Here is a 21,075-nt window from a genome sequence, read left to right as displayed (position 1 = left end):
ATGACCTTGTTGAGGGATCAACCCATGTCCAACACACTGCAACAAATACTGGCCCGTCTGAGCCAGGGAACGGTCACCCAGGGGTGGGGCGCCATCGCGGTCTTCAGCGGCGAGCGACTCAATGCCCTGCTGGAGCAACAATTCGTGGCGGCCTTTGCCCGGCCAGGCAGCGACAAGCTGCTCAATGCCGAGACCTTTCTGGGGGACGACGACGGCCTGGTGGCCACCCTCGAAAATGTACAACTGGGCCCGCCCGTGCTGTCCTTTCCCAGCACCCCGCTGAGCGATGCCCGCGTGCGCCTGACCTTCAAGCTGCTCAGTGGCCGTTATCAGGTGCACAGCCGCAACCGCAGTGTGCCGCGCACCGTGCACACGACATTCACTATCAACGAAACGCAAGGGCTGGTCGTGGAGCTGGATATTGCGCTCAAGTGGGTGCTCAATGCCGCCGACCGGCTTGGCCGGGTGAGGCTGGACCTGGCCGACACCCTGACACTGAGCTGCAACCTGGCCGGCAGCGACACCCAGGCCAATGAGCGGCTGGCGGTCTTGCTCAAGGACACCCTTGCCCAATTGCCCTCGCACCAGCGGGTGTATGTGCTCGGCCTGATCCATGTGTGGCGCGATGGCCCGCTGGCGGTCCAGGAGGTTCGGATCCAGACCCAGGCCGCCCCCGGCTCAAGAATCCGGGGTGCGGTGAACCACGGGGCCGGCGCGGTGGTGGTCATGCTGCGGTTATGGGCCGACAGCACGGGTGGCACTTATCCGCTCAACAGCGGCTTTCCTTACCTGATTCCCGACGATCCGCCGCCCGGCGGGGGCCAGCCATGGTCGGCGTCACTGATTCTCGGCGCCCACCTGATCGAATATGTGGTCAGTGCCGAGCAACGGCTGCTGGACAGTGTGCAGTTTTCAGGTGGCCAGGTGTTGGAGCGCCTGGTCACTGAAAGGCCTTACGATCATGTCCTGTTCGGCAGGATCAGCCCCGGTCTTTCCACCGTCACCCTTGAGCCGGCTTTTGCCACCGTCCACGTTGGCGGTTCGCAGGACTTTACCCTGCGCGATGGCGCAGGCCAGCCGGTCGCAGTCAGCCACTGGCAGGCCGCCAGCTTTGAAAGCAGCCGACCGGTCGGGCACGGCAGCATCGTCAATGGGCGCTACACAGCGGTCAGCCTGGCCGATATCGGCCATGAAATGCTCCACGTGACCATTACCGCCGACTATGAGCAGGACGGGCAAACGCACACGGCCTCGGCGTTGGTCACGGTGGTGGTGTTTGACGACTTGAGCGTGTCGCCACGCCTGGGTTCTTACCTGAAACCGGTCCGTGCACAACCGATCGACCTGGCGGCCTTCACGATCGGGGGCGAGGCGGTGCAGTGGTCGCAGCGTGGCACGCATTACGGTGAGCTGGCCGAGACCGGTGCGCGCACCGCCCTGTTCGAGGTCGAAGAACAACAGGTCGAACGCAAGGCCCTGGTGGCCCAGCAGATCGAAGCCACAGGCCGTGAAACCAGCCCGGCGACCTTGCTGTTCGTCAACGGCCAGTCATTGCTGGGCCTGGAGCCTCACTACACGACGCATGTCGGGCACGCCTCGCAGGTTGCGTTGCACGACGACCCCAGCGTATTGCCCGGCCTGCCCAGGCGCTGGAGCGTGATGGGCGGTCCTGGCAGTGTGAACGATGAGGGGGAATTCACCTCGCCAGCCGACAAGCGCGCCGCCAGCAGCATTGTCCAGTGCCAGGTCGTGCACAACGACGTGGTGTTCTGCAATGGCTACAGCGTGGTCGACCTGCTTGACACCGAAGAAGACCCTGCCTGGATAAGCCTTGAGAAGTTCACTGTCGAGGTGAGGTCGGGAGGGGAGTCGCAGAAAGGGACGCTTTATGGCAACGGTTATCAGCAACTGGAGGTCGTCGTAAAGGTGCAGAGCACACAATACCTGGACCATGACAGCGACGTGACAGATGCCGAAATGCGCACCCTGAAGCTGGCCATCGCGGGGAGTCATCTGCCTTTCATCGGTGAAGACGGTGACGGCCAGCCCGTCGAAGGCATCCCCGAGGATGGCCTCCCGGGGCAACGGTGGCAGGTCAATCGCCAGGCAAACACGTACAAGCGTGCCGGTGCACAGTCTTCCCTGGAAGACCCTTCTGCTCCGGGAACGACAGTCAAGTCGCGTACGTTCTACCTGCAGGCGCGTGCGCCCGACAATGTGGTGGCGAAAATTACGGCTACGTTCGAGTCGGCTGATAACGGAACGCAGTATTCAGAGCGCAAGACCGAGAGTACAGGCACCATTGAGGTCACCATAAAACCGGCACCCGTGTTCGGGAATAACGATTACACGCTGGAGCGTACCCGGATTCCCGACAGCGCCGCGCAATCGCTGGCAGAGCCGGATGACGAGGATTTCGACCTGTACCTGAACACCACGGACTACTGGCAACTGACCTGTGATGGCAACAGGCATGGCCTGAAGAGGTTCAAGACCCTGGAGTTCTTCGCCACCGATGCCCTGGCCGTCAGCCGTTCAATGATCCGCTGGGAAAGCGAGCTGTTGTGGGAAACCATGTTCAGCTACACCGGCTATATCTTCGACCCCGAGAAAAAGGGGCAGGAAAAACAAGTGCTCTTCGACGAAGCGATCAAGGACGTCGTGGAAAATAAAGGCCTGCTGGAGTGTACGGTGAACACGGCTTTCTATGACGAGGGCAGCCTGGTCATCACCCTGCACCGTCACGACGAGGTCAAGTATGTACACGGCACCAAATCGCGCGACAAGCTGTACCGGCCTTTGCACGTAAAACTGCGCGATGAAGAGGGCAGCCTGCACTACCGGACCATTTCGTTCAACACCAGGGCCAGCGGTAGCCCGGACCGTAACCGGATAGGCAGTACCTCCGCCACGCCCCCTGTTCCACAGCCGTAACTGGGCGTTATCGCCGAAACAGCGTATCGACAACCTACAGCAGTACCTTCCACGGATGAGAGGTATAGCAACATGGCCGTTTCCACTTCAGTGCACTCCAACGCCTTCAACTTCATGAGCTTCCTGAAGAACGGTGTTGACCCCCGCACCGGGCAATACACGGTGTCGATCACCTTGCCCGATGTAAAGACCAATGACCTGCGTGGCCCGGGCGTCCCCCTGGCACTGGTCTATAACCCGCTGAACACGGTCGACAGTGGCCTGGGCCTGGGCTGGAGCCTGCAACTGTCGCAGTTCACCCCCGGTAACCGGGTCATTTCACTGAGCACCGGTGAAAGCTTCAAAGCCTCCATGGACGGTGACAATGGCGAGCTGAAGATGCCGGAGAAAAAAATCGACAGCTTTCACCTGTACCGCGAGAGTTCCAGCCGCTACCGGGTCATGCACAAGTCCGGGCTGGTGGAAGTGCTTGAAGTGCAGGGCGGTGCCAGCCAGCCTGTCGCGTTGCCCGTTTTGATCCAGGCACCGGAAGGCCACTCGGTGACGCTGGCATACGCGCCTTTCAATTCGACCTGGCCGTTATTGAAAACCGTCACGGATGCCTCAGGCCAGACGCTGCTGAGCATCGTGCGCACCGATTACCAGGTCCTGATATCGCTCTACCCGTATGCGGGGCCTGAAGGCAAGCCGTTGGCGGTTTTCAGCCTGACCCTGAACGATGCGCACGAGGTCACGCGTATCAGCCTGCCCACTGACAACCAGGCCAGCTGGCGCTTTGCTTATTCACTGATCGGCACAGAAAGGTATTCGCGCATAACCTCGGTACAGACCCCGACGGGGGCCAGCGAGCAAATCGTTTACGCCGACCAGGGGCACCTGTTTCCGGCCAGAAGCGGGTTGCCACGATTGCCCAGGGTGGAAAAACACCTGATCGACCCCGGCAGCGAACAGCCGGTCGTCGAGGTGCACTACAACTACCTGCTCGATCACGGCGAGCATAATTTTCTGGGCGCCGGGCTGGACATCGGCTGGTCGACGGAGGGCGAGGACAATCTCTATCAACACTCAAGCCAGTACCTGTACCAGAGCGCCGAGATCCTGTACGAGGCAGGCCGTGAAGTACGCCGTATCATGCGCACCTTCAACCAGTTCCACTTGCTGATCGAGGAGGTCACCACCCGGGGCGATACTATCCAGACCGTCCAGACCGTATACCCCTACACCAATAGCTTGCCCTTCATCAACCAACGCAACGATTGCCAGTTGCCCAGTGAAGTCACCACCCGCTGGGTGATGAAGAATGGGACTGACCCGCGCGATGAAACCGTGGTCACCGAATACGACACCTACGGCAATCCGGTGCTTGAACGGCAAGCCAACGGGGTCGAGCAAACCAGCGTCTGGTACCTGGGCGACGGCACCGAAGAAGGGTGCCCGCGTGATCCTGAAGGCTTTGTCCGCCACCTCAAGCATCAGACCGTGACACCGGCGGCCGGTGACGGAGCGGCCCAGACCCTGAGAACCGAGTACACCTACGTGGCGCTGCCTGCCCTGACCGACAGCCGCCTGGCCGAGTGGCTGACGGTTGAACAAGAGGTGCTGTGGCTGGTGCTGGCCACCCCGCGTGAGCAGCAACGCACCACCTTCAGTTATTACGACACACCCGCTGTGAGTCTGTCGCATGGCCAGGTGCAGCAGCAAACCGTGACCCTCAACGGCAAAAGCACGGTCACCGAGTACGCCTACAGCCTTCACGACGGCACCGGGCTGGCCGAAAGCGTGCTGGGCACCGTGCAGACCCTGACCGGTTTCGATGGCACGACCAAAGTCATCACCCTGGAGCATTCGCTGCTCAACGGCGAGCCATTGCTGACGCGTGACGACAATGATGTCGAGATCCGCTACCAGTACGACGTGCTCGGGCGTGTCACCAGAGAAACCGTCGCCCCTGGTTCCCCCTTGTATGAAGCGTCCCGCGTGTACACCTATCGGTTGTGCGCGACCCCGGGCGACCGGGCCGAGCAGACCATGCTCGACGTCAAGCAGGTCAAGACCCTGACCCGTCTCGATGGTTTGAACCGGGTGATCTACGAAGAGCGTGACGACGCTGACAACCTGAGTCGTGCAGGCGTACCCCGGCAAACCTACGCAGCGACCTATGACGTCTGGGGGCGCCTGGTTTCCGAGACCGAATATGACTGGCTCGACGACCGGCAACTGCCGTTGACCCGCCGCCTGGACTATGACGAATGGGGCGAACAGTACCTCGAGACCGGCCCCGATGGCGTCAGCAATTACCAGCAGACCAACCCGGTGGGTACTGCGCAGTGGAGAGGGCCTGTCCAGCGCAGTTGGCGTGAAACCGCGGTTGGCAACCGCAGCGGTGTGACTGAAACCTGGCTGAACCTGTTCGAACAACCGGTGCATGTCGAGCGCTTCCTGGCCGGGCAGGACTCCCCTGTCCGTGTCAGCCTCAGCGAGAGCACCTACGATGGCCTGGGCCGGCTCCATAAAGAGCAGCAGAGGGTCGACCAGGCCCAGCGCAGCACCGCTTACAGCTACGATGCCTTCGATCGTACGGTCATGACGACCCTGGCAGACGGTGTGCTGGTACGGCGCTGGTACGCCGAACACAGCAGCGAAGACTTGCCGGTCCGTATCCGCGTCGACGAAAACAACGACCAAAAGGTGCTGGGCGAGCAGGTGTTCGATGGCCTGGACCGACGCATCGAGGCCACTACCGGCGGTCGCAAGCAGACCTTCAGCTATGCGCCCGGACAGCGCCAGCCAGAGTCGGTGACCACCGCCAGCGGTCAGGTCATTGCCTACGAATACAACCCGCAACTGGGCGAAGAACCCTCCAGGCGGACGTTGCCCGGCCTGGCGGCGGGCATCTACAACTACGATCCGCAAAACGCCCGTCTGCTCGATTGCCAGGAGCAGGACGAGCACCTGACGCGCACGTACTTCAGCACCGGTGAGCTGCAAAGCGAAACCCGACGCTTCGGTGCAGGCCCCGACTACAACATGCACTACCGCTACAGCCGCCTGGGTCGGTTGCTGAGCTACACCGATGTGCTGGGCCAGGAGCAGACCTGTACCTACGATACGTACGGCAGGCTGGGCTTGACCCAGTTGGGCAGCCTCAGGTCGGTGTTTACCTATGACCCGTTCGGTCGCACTGCCACCATCACCACCACCGACACTGCGGGTGGGCAGAGCCTGGGCATCACCCTGGAATACGATGATTTCGATCGCGAGACCCTGCGCGTCTTCGACCTCGACGGCGTCGAACAACGCATGGTGCAACACTGGAACGCGGCCGATGAACTGGTGCAGCGCACCCTGACCGAAGGCGCTGAAGTCTTGCGTGATGAACACTACAGCTACGACGACCACGGCCGGCTGGAAATATATGAATGCACCGGCAGCCAGCCACCGGTAGACCCCTATGGCAAGGCCATCGACAGGCAGGTCTTCATCTTCGATGGGCTGGATAACATCAGAACCGTCAGTACCTCGTTCAAAGAGGGCGGCATCGGCTCTTCCAATCGCGCAACGTATGCCTACACCGGCCAGGACCCTGCACAGTTGACCAGCATCACCAACAACCATGCCGACTACCCCAACCTGATCAGCCTCAGCTACGACCCGGATGGCAACCTGCTGCAGGACGAAGCGGGCCGCACCCTGGTCTATGACGCCCTGAGCCGCCTGATCGAGGTCAACGGTTCGGGCGGCGGTCCCGGCCACTACCGCTATGACCCGCTGGACACACTGAGCGGGCAGGACGGCGGCGACACACCCGAACACCGCTTTTACCGCGACGGCGAACTGACCACACGGATCACCGGTACGCAGAACAGCACCTACCTGCGCGGTGCCGACCAGGTGCTGGCCGAGCGCAGCGGTAACCACAACCGCCTGCTGGCCGGCGACCACAACAACACCGTGCTCAACCAGCTCGACAACGGCACCGCGACGTCCAATCGCTACACCGCCTACGGCCACCGTGACGCGGCACCGGCGAATGGCGGTGTCGACTTCAACGGTGAACTCTCGGAGCCTGACACGGGATGGCAACTGTTGGGTAACGGCTACCGGGCGTATAACCCGGTGCTGATGCGCTTTCACAGCCCGGACAGCTTGAGTCCGTTTGATGAGGGCGGGGTGAATGGCTATATGTATTGCATGGGGGATCCGGTGAATCAGGTGGATCCTGAGGGGCATATGCCATTGAGGAATCTGGTGCCATTGAAGGATCTGACAAAACTGGCCGGCGCGCTGGATGAGGCTGGCGAGGCGGTAGGGCAAGCCGTCAAGAAGCCGGCGGGTTCTGTTGCAACACAAGCAGTGCCGCCTGTTCAGGTCCGCCCCGGGAATGTGTTCGGCCCCGGTGATATGTCATTGTCGAGTGCTACCTCCAGCCGGCGTGTCAATGAAACGCTTGGGGCGGCCGCTGCCTCTCTTTCTTCGCAGCCGGGCACCAGCAGGGGGGCGAGTGCGGGATCAAGTGTTAGTAATAGCAAGGCTCAAATGATGGCTGCTTGGAGGCAGAGATACCAAGAGGCCAAGAGGGCACAGCAAGCGCAGCAGGCACAGCAGTCCACGAGCGTGGCGACATCCTCTACTGTAACCAGAACGGGTCAAACAGGCCGTACAAAAAGTATCGTTTCAAAAGATATAAATGATCTGGTGGAGAAACTTAGGATTACTCGAGACCCTGATAAATATGAAAGGCTCGAAAGGAAACTTGTAGCCTTGAGGACGGAATATCAGAGCTTCAAGCGCTGAAGGATGTATTGCATAAGTTTCTGATCATCAGGAGGGCAGAAAGAGCCGTACTGCCCCCCGAACGACGACGTGTTACTGGACCGACAGGTGAATGCCTATGACCTCCGAATCTACTGTGAACCGCGTCAGTTCCGGTTCATCTTCAAACCGCAGCACCGCTTCTGAAAACGTGGCCCCTTCACAACGTGCCGGTGCGCGGACGTGCACGGGATTCAAGGGTGAGTTTCACGAGCTGGCCACGGGCTGGCAACTACTGGGCAATGGTTATCGAGCCTATAACCCGGTGCTAATGCGTTTTCACAGCCCGGACAGCCTGAGTCCGTTCGATAAGGGCGGGTTGAATGCCTATATGTATTGCGGCGGGGACCCGGTGAATCAGGTGGACCCGACGGGGCATGGATTCGTGTCGGAGTTTTTGCGGGCTATCAAGGTTCGTCCGACAGTGACCACGCTGTCGGAGCAGGCGGCTGAAATACCTGAGCTATTAACCTTCACACCAAGTTATAAAGTGCAAGGGGCCACTCTGAAAACATTGAAACACGCGGATTCAAGTAATCTCAGTAAGGTTGAGCAAAGCCTGTCTGATGATATTTTGGCTTATGAGTTCTTTAACGGTGGGAGAAGTTCTTTGCGTCCGCTGCGTGATGCTTATCGCGCTGCTGGACAGTTTGCAAAAAATCATATGGGACAGCCAGGTATCACTAAAGACGCTCGCAAACTAATTAAGAAAAAGCTCAAAGAAATCAGCGCACAGCCAGTGAGGTCGGCAGAAGGCGTGAGTCCCGATTTGAGAAATATCGAGGCCAGCATCAGGGGGCAAGGCCCAAGGCCACAGAATCTGTACCGGTAATCGTGGCGGTGCGGACTGAATACGATGAGGCGGGTACAAGGCGGCCAGGCAACGCATGACCGCCTTGATTACACGTGCCTGGCAAGCAATCAGGGCCGTTACTGTCATCCCACCCGCACCACCCGCAACTCGATCGCCCGCATCAATGCCGCGCACAAGGTATTGACCCCAAACTTGCGGCGGATATTGCACAGGTGGAAATTGATCGTCGCTTCACTGCGGCCCTGAATACGGGAAATCTCCCAGGCGGTCTTGCCCCTGACAGCCCACTGCAAGGTTTCCATTTCCTTCGGTGTGAGCTTGATCGGTAAGCAGGGCTCATGACCCAGGCAGGTCACTGCACCGTTGAACATCGTTGTGTGGCTGCGATCCATCGTCATTTCCTCATCCATGGAAATCAGCCCGCAGCATAGCGCCGCGTACCCGGCCTGAAACCTGACAGAAATGACACTGGCGTTGCAGGAGCGCCCGGACGACGCGCTCCTGCGCTGCGGCGTTACTCGTTGGCGGGCGGTGCCGCAGGTGGCCTGACCTGAAGGTGATCGATGATCAGATCGATCAGGTCCTGGGCCTGGATAATCAGATGCGTGGTTGCCATGCCCAGGGCACGCTGCTGGCCGTGCAGGTTATCGGCGCTTTCATAGGCGGTGGCATGCGCGCTGTGCAGCAGGTCCGAGACATGGATCAACGCATCTTCGAAGACGAGCATGGACGGTTGAGGGGGTGGAACGAGGCTGAGGACAGGTGGGTCGGGGACGATTTTTTTCATGGTGTGACTCCGTGTTGTTGATTGAAGTCGCCACTGATCCGCGGCCAAACGGATCGGGTGGCAACTGCACAAGGGTTGGCCGACCGGGTATGGAGTCAAAACCGGCACACCCGAAGGTGTCCCTTGCACAGTTGCCATAACACGCAGGCGCGGAAAAGCAGCATCCGCGACGACGTCTTACGCAACTCCATATCCACAGGCGGCCAAGCCCTTGTCACGGGAAAAACCCCGTGACGGCAGGCAGCCTAGTGACCGAAACGGAGGTGCGCAAGCGGCCGGGATTTTCTCGGAAATTTCCTTCAATGGAAAGAGAGGCTTCTTGCAATCTTGTGTCGGATTACCGTTAAAAAACGTGTCAGTCAGTCCAGAACCCACCCGCCACCCTCAAACCGGCAATTGCCCGGCCGGCCCGAAAAACTCGTAATGGCTCTGCGCTTCAGGCACGCCCAGTGCCTCCAGGTCGCGTTTGACACTGGCCATGAACCCGACCGGCCCCAGAAAGTAAGCGTCCACATCACGGTTGGCCGGCAGCCAGTTTCCCAGCACTTCCCGCTTCAGGCGGCCTTGCGCATCGAAGCGGTCGCCGCGCTCGGGCTGGCTGTAGCAGAAGTGGCAAGCCAGTTGCGGATGCCGGGCTTGCAGCGCTTCCAGCCATGGCCGGAACGCCTGGGCACTGGCATTGCGGGCGCTGTGGATGAAGGTGATCGGCCGGCCGCTCGGCAGGGCAGCTTCGAGCATCGCCAGTGTCGGGGTGATGCCAACCCCCGCGCTGATCAGCACCAGCGCCCGCGTTGATGCCTGCAAGGTGAAATCGCCGGCGGGCGGGAACAGCTCGACCCGGTCGCCGACCTGTACCTGGTCATGCAAGTGGCGCGATACCACGCCCCGTTCATCACGCTTGACGCTGATGCGGTAGCTGCGTCCGTTGGCCTGCGCCGACAGTGAATAATTGCGCCGCACTTCCTGGCCATCGACAGTCAGTTTGATGCCCAGATACTGGCCCGGTGCGTAATCGACCACCGCACCACCGTCTTCGGGCTCGAAGTAAAACGAGGTGATCTGCGCGCTTTCCTGCTCTTTGCGCGCCACCTTGAACACCCGCGCCCCGCGCCAGCCGCCCTTGGCGCTTTCGTTGTGCTGGTAGGCGGCCTCTTCGGCACCGATCAGGATACCGGCCAGTTGGCCGTAGGCCTCGGCCCAGGCGTCGATCACCGCATCGGTGGCGATCTCGGCCCCCAGCACTTCACGAATCGCGCGCAACAGGCAGGTGCCAACGATGGGGTAGTGCTCGGGCAGAATCTGCAACGCCACGTGCTTGTTGACGATCTGGCCCACCAGCGGCCCCAGGGCTTCCAGACGATCGATGTGGCGGGCGTACATCAATACCGCGTTGGCCAGCGCACGGGGTTGTGCGCCCGTGGCCTGGTTGGCCTGATTGAACAGCGGCCGCACCTCGGGGTATTCGTCGAGCATCATTTTATAGAAGTGGGTGGTCAACGCTTCGCCACCCGATTCCAGCAGCGGCACAGTGGCCTTGATGATCGCGCGTTGTGAGTCGGTGAACATGGAATAACTCCTGGGCAGTGAACGGTTGCCAGTACAGAGTCAACATCCGTGCCAGAGCGAAAAGGCCCGTGAATCAAGGGTTGCAGGAGGTTGATGTCATAAAGACCATGGAGCAGTTGTGGTCGAAATGACCTGGAGTGGTCATTTCGACTCTGGCCGCCCGAACCTGTCAGATTTGCCAGTGATGCTGGCGCCCTGAAAGGGATAACCTCTCTTCTTGCGCTCCACGTTTGCAGAGGCTCCTCATGTTATTGGCGACCGATGCGAGTAACAGCGTGCTGGCTGAACTGAAGTCCGGGAGCGCCAATCGACTGGCGTATACGCCCTATGGTGTTCAAAGCGCACAACGGCCTGTCGACGCCACCCTGGGTTTCAACGGACAACGGCGAGAAACACCGACGGGCTGGTATCACCTGGGCAATGGCCACCGGGTCTACAACCCGGTACTGAGGCGCTTTCATACGCCGGACACGTTGAGTCCGTTTGGTAAAGGCGGATTGAATGCGTATGCCTATTGTCAGGGTGACCCTGTCAATTTTTCAGATCCGAGCGGGCGATTCATTCACATGCTTCCCGCCGCGTTCAGCCTGTTTAAAACAGCCGCTCGGCATACGAGAAAACTGGTGCAGGCTTTTTTCAGTTCACGGCCACCGACCCTGACAACCCGGTTTTATCAGGCGGCCTACCTGACGATGGGGACGGGGGTTGTGATGCACACGGCAGGCTTTGCATCCGGCGCTGTGGTGATAAAGGCGGGAGCCGCAGTATTAACGGCAGTAGACACGACCCGAAAGGCTTATAAAACGTTTAAAACCTTGAGGGATTCCCGTCTGGGCATCGCCATCTCTCGACGCCTGGCCCCCCTGAATGTGCAGTTGAACGACGTAGAGGTTATACCGCGGACTTCACCCTATTTATCAGCGCAGTCAATCAGAACAGACTGAATCTCACCGGCAGAAACACGCTACGATGCCCACCCTCTATCGTGCTGTGGCATCTTCCGGATGTTCGAACTCTCCAGCTATCTGGGCCTGTTTTTCGCAGCTTTCGGCGCCGCGACCCTGCTGCCCATGCAATCGGAAGCCGTGCTGGTCGCCATGTTGCTGTCTGGGCACTACCTGGCCTGGCTGCTGTTGCTGGTCGCCACGGCAGGCAATGTACTGGGTTCGATGCTCAACTGGCTGATGGGCCGCTCGGTCGAACGCCTGCGCCACAAGCGCTGGTTTCCGGTCAGCGAAGCACGGCTGGACCAGGCCCGCGTGCATTACAGCCGCTACGGCTACTGGTCGTTGCTACTGAGCTGGGTACCGGTGATCGGTGATGCATTCACCGTGGTGGCCGGCGTCATGGGCGAGCCGCTATGGCGCTTCACCCTGATCGTCACTGTTGCCAAGGGCGTGCGTTATCTGGTCGTTGCCCTGATCACGCTGCACGTGATTTAACGCGGCGGCGTCAGCGCAGCGTCAACCCGTCCGGTGGCAAGGGCAGGGCGGTCTTGTACAGCACCTGCTTGAGGGCAAAGCTGGAGCGGATATTGGCCACCCCCGGCACCTTGGTCAGGTGCTCAAGAATGAAGCGCTCCAGCGCATGAATGTTCGGCACCAGAATGCGCAGCAGGTAGTCGGCGTCGCCGGTCATCAAGTAGCACTCCATCACTTCCGGACGCCCGGCCACGGCGGCCTCGAAGCGTTGCAAGGCGCCTTCGTCCTGCTTTTCCAGGCTCACGTGAATGAACACGTTGAGGTCCAGGCCCAGCACTTTCGGGTCCAGCAGAGTCACCTGGCCCTTGATCAGCCCGGCTTCCTGCATCGATTTGACCCGGTTGAAACACGGCGTGGGCGACAGGTTCACCGAGCGGCCCAGTTCGGCGTTGGTGATGCTGGCGTCACGTTGCAGGCTGTCGAGCAGGCTGATGTCGGTACGGTCGAGCTTCTTCAAGAGAATAAACCTCTGCAAAATCGTAATTGTGCAGATGGTAATGCTTCAAAAGGCTTGGCTGGCAGGTAAAGCAGGAAAAAAACTCTCCCGGTGCTTGCATAAAATTCCCCTCTGACAGTAATCAGCCGTTTAGAGGGCAGCATGATCAACGCAAGCAAAACCGGCGCTGCCGTGCATGTAACCAGTGGCCTGTGGGCCTCGCCGCAGGTCAAGGGCGTGGCACTGCTGGTGCTGGCAATCGTGATCTGGGGCGCCAACTGGCCGGTGATGAAAACCGGTTTGCAGCACATCACGCCCATCTGGTTCTCGGCGCTGCGCTTTGCGGCCGGCGCCTTGTGCCTGTTCGCCTTGCAACTGGCCACCGGCACGCTGCGCATGCCGACCCGCCGCGACCTGCCGTTGATCCTCAGTGTCGGCCTGCTGCAAATGCTCACCTTCACCGTGCTCGGTGCCATGGCCATGACCGAGGTGCCGGCCGGGCGCTCGGCGGTGCTGGCCTACACCACGCCACTGTGGGTGACGCCGATTGCCGTGACTCTGTTTGGCGAGCGGCTGTCCCGGCGCCAGTTGGCCGGCACGCTGCTGGGCGGCATCGGCGTCGGTGTGCTGTTCAACCCGTTGACGTTGGACTGGAGCAACACCGCGCTGCTCAAGGCCAACCTGATGCTGATCGGCGCTTCGCTGTGCTGGGCGCTGTGCATCCTGCACCTGCGCCACTCGCGCCCCGAAGCCAGCGCCTATCAACTGGCACCGTGGCAGATGCTCACCGCGACCCTGCCGTTGCTGGTGCTGGCGTACTCGGTAGAAGGCGCGTTCACCGGCGACGGTTCCTGGACGCTGTGGCAGATCATGCTGTTCATGGGGCCGCTGGCCACCGCGTTCTGTTTTTGTGCGGTCAATGCCGCAAGCATGTGGCTGACCAGCACCAGCATGTCTACGGCCATGCTCGGCGTACCGGTGGTGGGGTTGCTGATGTCGGTGGTGTTCATGGGCGAACAACTGACCGGCGCACTCATCGTCGGCCTGCTGGCGATTCTCGGCGGCATCCTCATCGTCACGGTCAAGCGCCGTTAGAAGGCCGCTCTGCAATACCTTGCCAAACCCTGACCGCGCAAACCCTGTTGCAAGGCCTTACATTCGCCTCCTCATATCAAGCACTACGGGGGCAAAGGAATGCTCAAAAAATCACGATTATCCGATCTGCGTATCGGTCGCTTTTCGCAAACAGGCCAAATATACCTGGTGACGGCTACAACCTTCGCCAGAGAGCGTGTATTTGCCCAATGGTCGACAGGACGCTTGCTGGTGAGCGAGCTGAAACAGGCGCATGAATCGGGGCTGGTTCGCTCGCTGGCCTGGGTCGTCATGCCCGATCATCTTCACTGGCTGTTCGAATTGCGTTCCGGCTCACTGGCCAGCGTCATGCAAAGAGTGAAATCGAAAACGGCGAAGGCCGTGAACAAGGCAAACAGCCGAAAAGGCAAGGTCTGGCAGGATAGCTACCACGACAAGGCGGTTCGTCAGGAAAAGGATCTTGTGCACTTTGCGCGCTACATCATCGCCAACCCTGTCCGCGCAGGCCTGGTTAAAAGCGTACGCGACTATCCGCTTTGGGATGCGGCCTGGCTCTAGCTCTTCGCTTGCAGAGCAGCCTCTCGTCAAAAATAAAATAAGTTATTGATTTTATTAATTTAAAAAACACCACTTGACTTGTAGGAGGCAGCTCTGCTGGCGATTGAGCGCGAAGCGCTCACAGGAATCTGCGAAACGCTGAATATTTACGACTGCTGCGCAGCCGATCGCGAGCAGAGCTCCCTCCTACAGGCCCGTGTTTGCTGCGCGACAGCGCGGCGCCAAGGCGACGGGCGATCTCTCATCAAAAATAAAATAAGTTATTGATTTTATTGAATTAAAAACACAACTTGTAGGAGGCAGCTCTGCTGGCGATTGAGCGCGAAGCGCTCACAGAAATTTCTGAAACGCTGACATTTTACGAATTGCTAACGCAGCCGATCGCGATGGTCCGGCATTCCGGCAGAGCTCCCTCCTACTGCGCGACAGCGTTGCCACTTGGCAGGCCATGTATAACTTTCGCTGAATCTATTCACCGACGTCAGGTCGACTCAAGGGACCGGTTACTGGACAGGTGGCGACACGTATCGCCGCCCGCCGACCCTATGCGCCCCGTGAGCGCACCCTTGAACGGTGATCCTGATGAAAGAACCCATAACCCTGCAATCTTCTCGTCGGCGCTTTTTGCAGGTCGGTGCCTCGGGCCTTGCTGCCGCCGGCATTGGCACCTGGGTGCCGGAACACAATGCCCAGGCCGCGCAAACACCGCCCGCTACCGGGAGCAACCAGGCCCCGGCCCCCGGCGAGCAGACTATCGTGCTCAAGGTCAACGGCCAGTCTCATCGCCTGAACGTGCCGGCCAACGCCATTCTGCTCGATGTGCTGCGCGACCGCCTGCAACTGACCGGCACCAAGAAAGGCTGCGACCACGGCCAGTGCGGTGCCTGCACCCTGCTGGTCAATGGCGTGGCGATCAATTCGTGCCTGTCGATTGCGGTACAGCACGACGGTGACGAGATCACCACCATCGAAGGCCTGGCCGAAAACGGCAAGTTGCACCCGGTGCAGGAAGCCTTCTGGGAGCACGATGCCTACCAGTGCGGTTATTGCACCTCGGGGCAGATCATGAGCGCGGTGGCGATTCTCAACGACCCGAACATTCCCGCCGATGACGCCAGCGTGCGCGAGGCCATGAGCGGCAATATCTGCCGTTGCGGCGCCTACAAGAACATCCTCGCCGCCGTGCAATCGGCGCGGGGCAAGCTGGGGAGGGCGGTCTGATGCGTACCTTTGACTATGCCCGCGCCGCCTCGCCGGCCCAGGCCATTACCGCCGCCGGCGAGCATAGCGTCTATCTGGCCGGCGGCACCACGCTGCTCGATCTGGTCAAGCTCGATATCATGCAACCCGCGCAACTGGTGGACATCAACCGCCTGGCGCTCAAGCAGATCGAACCATTGAGCGACGGTCGCCTGCGCATTGGCACGTTGGTCAGCAACACCGAGCTGGCCAACCACGCGCGGGTGCGTGAGCACTACCCGGTGCTGGCCCAGGCGATTCTGCAAGGCGCCAGCACCGCCTTGCGCAACAAGGCCACCACCGGCGGCAATGTCATGCAGCGGGTGCGCTGCAATTACTTTCGTGACGGTATTTCGGCTTGCAACAAACGTCAGCCGGGTTCCGGCTGCGCCGCCATCGACGGGCTGAATCGCAGCGTGCACGCGGTGCTGGGCACCAGCGACCAGTGCATCGCCAGCCACCCTTCGGACATGTGTGTGGCCATGGCCGCACTCGGTGCGCAGGTCACGGTGCAGGGCAAGCAGGGATCGCGCGACATTCCTTTCGCCGATTTTCACCTGCTGCCGGGTGACACGCCGTGGCGCGAGCATGCACTGCAACCTGGCGAACTGATCACCCACGTGACCCTGGATGCACCGCTGGCCGGCAGCCGCTCGGCCTACCTGAAACTGCGCGACCGCACCTCTTACCAGTTTGCCCTCGCATCCAGCGCGGTCGTGGTGGTGCTCGACGGCAAGAAAATCACTGACGCCCGCGTGGCTTTGGGCGGTGTCGGCACCAAGCCCTGGCGAGCGGTGGAAGCCGAACGGGCATTGATCGGTCAGCCAGCGTCGCTGCAACTGTTCGAAAAAGTCGCGCAACTCGCCTTGCAGGGCGCCAAGCCCTACGAGCACAACGCATTCAAGATTCCGCTTGGCCAGCAGGTCATTGTTCGCAACCTCCGTGATCTCACGGCCAAGGAGTTGTCATGAGTCAGTCCCCGATTGGTAAAGCCCAGAAACGCATCGACGGACGACTGAAAGTCAGTGGTCAGGCGCGCTACGCGGCGGACTATCCGCAGGACGGCATGCTGTTCGCCTATGGCGTCTACAGCACAGTGGCCCGCGGTCGTATTCTGGCGATCGATGACGCCGCCGCGCGAACCCTGCCCGGCGTGGTCGAGATTCTTCACCATGGCAATGTCCCGCGTTTGCATCGCACGCCGGAAACCGCCATGAGCTTCGACACCATTCTCAGCGCCAGCAAGACCGATGAGCACCGTCTGCCGTTCGAAGACGATCAGGTCTATTACCCCGGCCAGTTCGTCGCCCTGGTGGTGGCCAACACTTTTGAGCAGGCCCGCGCTGCCGCCCGTGCGGTGAAGGTGCGTTATGAAGCGCAGGACGCGGTCAAGTCGCTGGAGCAGGGTATGCGCCTGCACGGTGCCAAGGAAGCCGAAGGCACGCATAAACGTGGCCAGCCGGATGACGCCTTCAAGGACGCGGCCAAGCGCATCGACGTGACCTACACCACGCCGGTCGAAACCCATAACCCGATGGAGATGCACGCCACCACGGCGCGTTGGCAGGATGGCCGGCTGTACGTCGAAGAAAGCACCCAGGGCGTGGTCAATCACCGCAACTTTCTGGCCAATGTCTTCGACCTGAACCCGGAGCAGGTCGAGGTGCGTGCACCGTTCATTGGTTCAGGCTTTGGCGGCAAGCTGTGGCCATGGCCGCATTCGATTGCAGCCTGCGCGGCGGCGCGGGTCACCGGTCGCCCGGTGCAGTTGATGCTGCCGCGTGCGCAGATGTTTAGCACCGTCGGCCATCGGCCCGAGACCCGGCAACGCCTGCGTCTGGCCACCGATGCCGCCGGCAAGCTGGTGGCGCTCAGTCATGAGTCGTATAACAGCACCTCGACCGTGGATGTCTACACCGAAACCTGTGGCAGCGTGACCAAGAGCCTTTATAGCTGTCCCAACGTGCTGGTCAGCCATCACACCAGCCCGGTCAATCGCGGTACGCCCACCTCGATGCGCGCACCCGGCGCAGCGCCCGGGCTGTTTGCCCTGGAGTCGGCGATCGACGAAATGGCCCTGGCGGCCAACATGGACCCTCTTGCCTTTCGTCAACTGAACCTGGCCAACCGCGATGAAAGCAGTGACCTGCCGTGGTCGAGCAATCACTTGCCCGAAGCCATCGAGCAGGCCGCCAGGCGTTTTGGCTGGGAGCAACGCAAGCCGCAGGTCGGCGCCATGCGCGACGGTGACGAGATCATCGGTTACGGCATCGGTGCCTGTAACTGGGAAGCCTTTCAGGTGCCAACCGAAGCGCGGGTCAGCCTGCAGGCCAATGGCACGGCACTGGTGCAGTGTGGCGTGCAAGACATCGGCACCGGCACTTACACCATCGTCGCCCAGACCATCAGCGAGCTGACCGGCCTGCCGATGGACAAGGTCGAGGTGCAACTGGGCAATTCGTCCTTTGTGCCGGGCCCGGTGTCGGGCGGCAGTTGGGTAACCGCCAGCATCATGCCGGCGCTGGCCGGTGCCACCCGTCAGGCACTGGACAAACTGCGCAGCTACGCGGTCACCGAGAAAGGCTTTTTTGCCGGCGAAAAACCGGACAGCCTTGAGGTGCAGGACGGCCATCTGGTCAAGGGTGAGCGCCGTATCAGCTTTGCCAAGGTGCTGGAGCAGCAACGCCTGGCCCGTGCCGATGGCACGCATCACAGCGAACAGAAGAATGCCAAGCAATTCTCGTTCCGCTCGTTCGGCGCGCACTTTGTCGAGGTGCGCTGGGATCCGGGCATCTCGCGCCTGCGCGTGTCGCGGGTGGTCAGTGCCATCGATGTCGGCAAGGTGGTCAACCCGCTGGCGGCACGCAATCAGGTCGAGGGCGCTATTGTCATGGCCATCGGCATGTCGCTGTTCGAGGCCACCGAGTACGACCCGCGCACCGGCATGGCGGTCAACGACAACTACGCCGAATACGTGGTGCCGGTGCACGCCGACCAACCGGAAATCGAGGTGATCCTGCTCGATTATCCAGACCTCAATCTCAATGAGTTCGGTGCCCGTGGCATTGGCGAAATTGGTATTACCGGGCTGGCCGCCGCTGTCGCCAACGCGGTGTACCACGCCACCGGCAAGCGCATTCGCGACCTGCCGATCACCAAGGAAAAACTGATGGCCGGAGTCTGACGCCGATGAAACAGCTCGACTTGCAAGTCGTGCAACAGGCCCGCGACTGGTTGGCCGCAGACAAGCCGGTGTGGCTGTGCACCGTGCTCTCGACCTACGGCTCGGCGCCGCGGGGTCCGGGCGCGATGCTGGTGGCGTTATCCAGCGGCGAGCATCGTGGCTCGCTGTCGGGTGGTTGCATCGAGGAAGACTTTCTCGAGCGGCTGGCGCAGGGCGCGTTTGCGCCCAGCAACCAGCAGGTGCGTTATGGCGTCGGTGGCCTTGCCCCGAATCTGGCCTTGCCGTGTGGTGGGGTGCTGGATGTGCTGGTCGAGTACCTGACGCCCGGCGACGCGATTCAGGCGCACCTGGCTCAGGTTGAACAGGCCTTGAGCGGTCGCGGGCTGCTGCGGCGCGTGGTCGGGCCGGGCAGCGTGCAACCCGGCTTGGTCGCAGGAGAAATGGGCCAGGCACGGGTTCAGGTCGACAACGATACCGCGACCATCCGCATTGGCGCGGTGCAGCGGCTGTTGCTCGCCGGGCTGTCGCCGGTGGCCGAGTTTTGCGCAGGCTTTGCCCTGAGCATGGGCTATGAAGTCATCGTCTGCGACCCGCGTCCCGAGGTCCTGGCCGGTTTTTCCTTGCCCGGTGTCGAGGTCTGCCCGGTGCTGCCGGCGGTGTTTATCGCCGACGGCGGCTGCCATGCGTCGACGGCGGTGGTGGCGTTGACCCATGACCCGCGCCTGGACGACCTGACCTTGCTCGAAGCGGTGCGCACCGAGGCGTTCTACATTGGCGCCATGGGCTCGCGGCAGACCAGCCACAAGCGCCTGGAACGCCTGACCCGCATTGGCAATCTGGATGCAGCGGCACTGGCGCGCATTCATGCGCCCATTGGTTTGAATCTGGGCAGCAAGACACCGGCCGAAATCGCGCTGGCGGTGATGGCCGATGTCTTGCGTACCGCCAACGGCGTTGACCGCTTACAGCTTTGAAGCAGCAGCCAGGGCGGCCGGTGTGTCGGCATCCAGCAGCACACCGGGATCATCGGTCTGCAGGCGGATGCACGCCTGCGGATGAGCGCTGATCACGGCTTTGGCGCCCTTGTCGCCGCTCAGGTGTTCAAGCAACGGCCAGAATGCCCGGCCGATGATCACCGGATGGCCTTGCTGCCCGTCATGCATCGGCATGACGATGCGCTGCGGGTCAGCGTGCGCGGCCAGGGTCAACAGTGTCTCGGTTTTTAACCACGGCATGTCGGCCAGCAGAATAGCGACCGCCTGCGCACCCGAATCGCCCAGTGCCGCCATGCCGCTCGCCAGGCTGTGGCCCATGCCCAGTTCGGCCTGCGGGCTGCGCACCACCGGCACCGTCGCGGCGATGCCCAAGGCGTTGGCATCGTCTGTTTCGCGCAGCACCACACGCACTTCGCCGAACACGCGCAATGCCGTGTCCAGGCTCACCTGCAATACGCTGCGGCCACACGGCAGGCGTGCCTGACGCTTGTCGCTGCCAAAGCGCCGGCTGCTGCCAGCCGCCAGCAACAGGGCAATTACCGGCGGGGAAAGGGTGTCATTGTTCATGTTTGAAACGCTCTGATAGGGCCGCAACTGTGGCATCTTTGCAGGTCTGAACAAGCCTGCACATCCCGAGAGCGTATCGATGAACCCGCACATTCGCCCCGTTGAACTGGAAAAGGCCTACCGCCTGCTCAACCATGGCCCGACCGTTCTGGTGTCGGCCACCCACGCCGGCGTCGACAACGTCATGGCCGCCGCCTGGGCCTGCGCGCTGGATTTTTCCCCGCCGAAAGTCACCGTGGTGCTGGACAAGATCGCCCGTACCCGCCACCTGGTCGAAGGCAGCGGCTATTTCGCCTTGCAGGTGCCGAACCTGGCACAGTTGCAACTGACCCAGGCCGTGGGCACCCAGAGCCTGGCCGATGATGCAGACAAACTGGCGCGCTGTGGCGTGGAGTTATTGCACATGGAGGGTTTCGACACGCCGCTGGTGGCCGGTTGCTCAGCCTGGCTGATCTGTAAAGTCATCCCCGAACCGCACAACCAGCAAACCTATGACCTGTTCATCGGCGAAGTGGTCGCCGCCTGGGCCGATGACCGCGTGTTCAAGGACGGCCACTGGCAGTTCGAACACGCCGACCCGCAATGGCGCAGCTTGCACTACATTGCG

General features: G+C 61.1%; 16 protein-coding genes and 1 pseudogene. 12 read left to right on the top strand and 5 right to left on the bottom strand.

Features of this window, described 5'->3' with window-relative positions:
• The first annotated feature begins 24 nt into the window (after positions 1–24).
• From ACYP2A_RS09645 to ACYP2A_RS09635, 3 genes and pseudogenes are all read left to right on the top strand, one after another.
• A complete protein-coding gene (locus tag ACYP2A_RS09645; RefSeq protein ID WP_459744705.1) occupies positions 25–2,934 on the top strand; it encodes a hypothetical protein in 2,910 nt (969 codons plus the stop codon).
• Between the two features lie 72 nt (positions 2,935–3,006).
• Entirely contained in the window at positions 3,007–7,728 is a 4,722-nt protein-coding gene (locus ACYP2A_RS09640; protein WP_459744703.1) for an RHS repeat-associated core domain-containing protein, read from the top strand.
• A gap of 208 nt (positions 7,729–7,936) precedes the next feature.
• Positions 7,937–8,578: pseudogene (locus ACYP2A_RS09635) on the top strand (RHS repeat-associated core domain-containing protein); the annotation flags it as partial.
• 104 nt (positions 8,579–8,682) lie between these two features.
• On the opposite strand, the gene ACYP2A_RS09630 reads toward ACYP2A_RS09635, so the two are convergent.
• The 3 genes from ACYP2A_RS09630 to hmpA all read right to left on the bottom strand — a co-directional run bounded on the left by ACYP2A_RS09630 (position 8,683) and on the right by hmpA (position 10,913).
• Positions 8,683–8,931, bottom strand: a complete 249-nt coding sequence (locus tag ACYP2A_RS09630; RefSeq protein ID WP_459744950.1) for a helix-turn-helix domain-containing protein — start codon at positions 8,929–8,931, stop codon at positions 8,683–8,685.
• 143 nt (positions 8,932–9,074) lie between these two features.
• Positions 9,075–9,347, bottom strand: coding sequence for a DUF6124 family protein (locus tag ACYP2A_RS09625; RefSeq protein ID WP_459744702.1), 273 nt, complete (start codon positions 9,345–9,347; stop codon positions 9,075–9,077).
• Positions 9,348–9,731: 384 nt separating this feature from the next.
• Complete coding sequence (hmpA, locus tag ACYP2A_RS09620; RefSeq protein ID WP_459744701.1) at positions 9,732–10,913, bottom strand: NO-inducible flavohemoprotein; 1,182 nt, start codon at positions 10,911–10,913, stop codon at positions 9,732–9,734.
• 245 nt (positions 10,914–11,158) lie between these two features.
• Here hmpA and ACYP2A_RS09615 point away from each other — a divergent pair, with 245 nt between their 5' ends.
• Both ACYP2A_RS09615 and ACYP2A_RS09610 read left to right on the top strand, forming a co-directional pair.
• Positions 11,159–11,857, top strand: coding sequence for an RHS repeat-associated core domain-containing protein (locus ACYP2A_RS09615; RefSeq protein WP_459744699.1), 699 nt, complete (start codon positions 11,159–11,161; stop codon positions 11,855–11,857).
• Between the two features lie 60 nt (positions 11,858–11,917).
• Positions 11,918–12,355 (top strand): YqaA family protein, encoded by a 438-nt coding sequence (locus tag ACYP2A_RS09610; protein WP_459744697.1) that lies wholly within the window; start codon positions 11,918–11,920, stop codon positions 12,353–12,355.
• Positions 12,356–12,365: 10 nt separating this feature from the next.
• Here ACYP2A_RS09610 and ACYP2A_RS09605 read toward each other — a convergent pair whose 3' ends face one another.
• Positions 12,366–12,851: an Lrp/AsnC family transcriptional regulator gene (locus ACYP2A_RS09605; protein WP_459744695.1), complete on the bottom strand. Its 486-nt coding sequence runs from the start codon at positions 12,849–12,851 to the stop codon at positions 12,366–12,368.
• Between the two features lie 141 nt (positions 12,852–12,992).
• Between ACYP2A_RS09605 and ACYP2A_RS09600 the strand changes: the two genes are divergently transcribed.
• The 6 genes from ACYP2A_RS09600 (at position 12,993) to ACYP2A_RS09575 (ending at position 19,880) form a co-directional block, all read left to right on the top strand.
• Entirely contained in the window at positions 12,993–13,925 is a 933-nt protein-coding gene (locus ACYP2A_RS09600; protein WP_459744694.1) for a DMT family transporter, read from the top strand.
• 99 nt (positions 13,926–14,024) lie between these two features.
• A complete protein-coding gene (locus ACYP2A_RS09595) occupies positions 14,025–14,483 on the top strand; it encodes an REP-associated tyrosine transposase (protein ID WP_459744693.1) in 459 nt (152 codons plus the stop codon).
• 582 nt (positions 14,484–15,065) lie between these two features.
• Entirely contained in the window at positions 15,066–15,704 is a 639-nt protein-coding gene (locus ACYP2A_RS09590) for a (2Fe-2S)-binding protein (RefSeq protein ID WP_459744692.1), read from the top strand.
• On the top strand, positions 15,704–16,693 hold the full coding sequence (locus ACYP2A_RS09585; protein WP_459744690.1) for an FAD binding domain-containing protein: 990 nt from the start codon (positions 15,704–15,706) through the stop codon (positions 16,691–16,693). Before ACYP2A_RS09590 ends, ACYP2A_RS09585 begins: the two co-directional genes overlap by 1 nt.
• Complete coding sequence (locus ACYP2A_RS09580; RefSeq protein ID WP_459744689.1) at positions 16,690–18,906, top strand: xanthine dehydrogenase family protein molybdopterin-binding subunit; 2,217 nt, start codon at positions 16,690–16,692, stop codon at positions 18,904–18,906. Before ACYP2A_RS09585 ends, ACYP2A_RS09580 begins: the two co-directional genes overlap by 4 nt.
• Before the next feature lie 5 nt (positions 18,907–18,911).
• A complete protein-coding gene (locus ACYP2A_RS09575; RefSeq protein WP_459744687.1) occupies positions 18,912–19,880 on the top strand; it encodes an XdhC family protein in 969 nt (322 codons plus the stop codon).
• Here the strand turns inward: ACYP2A_RS09575 and ACYP2A_RS09570 are convergent.
• Positions 19,869–20,468 carry a nucleotidyltransferase family protein gene (locus ACYP2A_RS09570; RefSeq protein ID WP_459744685.1) on the bottom strand — a complete coding sequence of 200 codons (600 nt, stop codon included), beginning with the start codon at positions 20,466–20,468 and terminating at the stop codon, positions 19,869–19,871. The genes ACYP2A_RS09575 and ACYP2A_RS09570 overlap by 12 nt on opposite strands.
• Positions 20,469–20,547: 79 nt before the next feature.
• On the opposite strand from ACYP2A_RS09570, the gene ACYP2A_RS09565 reads away from it, so the two are divergent.
• A partial coding sequence (locus ACYP2A_RS09565) for a flavin reductase family protein (RefSeq protein WP_459744684.1) occupies positions 20,548–21,075 on the top strand: 528 nt, incomplete at its 3' end.

This window comes from Pseudomonas sp. 3A(2025) (assembly GCF_054589175.1).
This window is presented reverse-complemented; position numbering and strand designations above follow the sequence as displayed.